Origin of the sequence: Curtobacterium sp. C2H10 (assembly GCF_025407985.1) — a bacterium.
Classification (GTDB): Bacteria; Actinomycetota; Actinomycetes; order Actinomycetales; family Microbacteriaceae; genus Curtobacterium.
This window is the reverse complement of record NZ_JABXGF010000096.1, coordinates 1-1,719: the sequence shown is the minus strand read 5'-3', so window position 1 is coordinate 1,719 and position 1,719 is coordinate 1. Positions and strand designations below refer to the sequence as shown.

Genomic DNA, 1,719 nt, shown 5'->3' with positions numbered 1-1,719 from the left:
ACCCACACCGTCCGCGCCGGCCGCGCGCCGTGTCCTCGGACAGGTGCCGGCGTCCCGTCGGACCGGGCGTGCCACCACCGCCCCGGTGCAGGCCGACCGGGCCACGCGCCACATCGCTCGCACGGCTCCCGCGGCAGCGACTCCGGTCGCCGGGGTCGCGCCGCGTGCCGCGCGGGAGTCGCAGGGTGCGTCGTTCCGTCGGGCGGCCTCGCGGGTGACGGCCGTCGGCGCGCTGCTGTTCGTCGCGGGGCTCGTCGTGTCGACCTCGCTGCCCGCACAGGCGCTGTACACCCCCGAGCCCGGCTCGACGTCGGCGCGGGCGACGGCCTCGGGTGACACGCAGTCCCTCAGTGTCGGTGCCGGTGCGACCGACGCCGAGACGAACCGCGACCAGTACTCGGTGTCCTCGGCGACGCAGTACAAGAACGTCGACTCCTCGAGCTTCACGAACGACCCGAACGGCACGATCCAGTGGCCGTTCCTGACCGGTGTGCCGATCACCTCCGGGTTCGGCGGACGCCAGGTCGAGGGGTGCTCCTTCTGCTCGACGAACCACATGGGCGTCGACTTCGCTCCGGGTGAGGGCACGCCGATCCGGGTCATCGCCGCCGGCACCGTGCTCAAGGTGCAGGCGAACGACGGCGGCTTCGGCAACGACGTCTGGGTCGAGCACGACGTCGACGGCAAGCAGTTCGTCAGCGTCTACGGCCACATGGAGGACAACTCCTTCAAGGTCGTCAAGGGCCAGCAGGTCGAGGTCGGCGACGAGCTCGGTCTGGTCGGCAGCACCGGCAACTCGACCGGTCCGCACCTGCACCTCGAGGTGCACGTCGACGGCGTCCCGGTGGACCCGCTGGCGTGGCTCGAGGCCAACGCGAACTAGCGGTTCCACGCGGCACGCCCGGGCGTCACGGCCGGTTCCTGACCACCGTCGCGGGTCTGCTATCCTCGTGTGGTGCCGCCGAGCGGCACATGCCCCGATAGCTCAGTGGTAGAGCACTTCCATGGTAAGGAAGGGGTCGTCAGTTCAATCCTGACTCGGGGCTCCGACCCGGTGCGGTAGTCGTGCCGGATCCTTGGCGGGGTAGCTCAGTTGGTTAGAGCACACGACTCATAATCGTGGGGTCGCGGGTTCAAGTCCCGCCCTCGCTACCGCAAGCCCGGCGATCCGTTCGCCGGGCTTTCGTCGTTCTCGGGCGGTGCCGCGCGCGTCCGCGTGCGCGTGTCGCGTGCGGGGCGGCGTCGGTGCGCGTCGCGGCGGCGCAGCGTCGCAGCGTCGAACCACGTTCCCGACATCGAACCGGGCCCGCGACCTGGTTCCGTGTCGTTCCCGTGGTTCGTCCCGGCGCCCGCTCTTGGCCGGGCAGCGCCGCGGCGCTGCCGTGCCCGCCGCGCGGCGCCGCGTGCCCGCGCACAACGCAAGTCGCCCCGAACCGCGGGAGTGCGCGGTTCGCCGTGCCTTGCGTTGTGCGGCACGCGTGCCGGCGCGGGCGACCGCTCGCCGTCGCGGTCCGCGCGCGGCGTCGAACCACGTTCCCGACGTCGAACCGGCCCCACGGCCTGGTTCCGTGTCGTTCGCGTGGTTCGACCCCGTCCGCGGCTGCGGCGTAGCCGGGCGCCGGCAGCGCCGGGTGCCTGCGCACAACGCAAGCCACGCCGAACCGTGCGAAGACGCGGTTCGCCGCGATTCGCGTTGTGCGGCGCCCGGCGACGCGCCTG

The 1,719-nt window shown here is 72.4% G+C and carries 1 protein-coding gene and 2 tRNA genes; all 3 read left to right on the top strand.

Annotated features, from left to right (window positions below):
* Positions 1 to 883: M23 family metallopeptidase (locus HWD93_RS18155; RefSeq protein WP_261647566.1), on the top strand; the 883-nt coding region annotated here is incomplete at its 5' end.
* Positions 884 to 974: 91 nt separating this feature from the next.
* A tRNA-Thr gene (locus HWD93_RS18150) sits at positions 975 to 1,046 on the top strand.
* Between the two features lie 32 nt (positions 1,047 to 1,078).
* Positions 1,079 to 1,152: transfer RNA gene (locus HWD93_RS18145), tRNA-Met, on the top strand.
* The last annotated feature ends 567 nt before the right edge of the window (positions 1,153 to 1,719 follow it).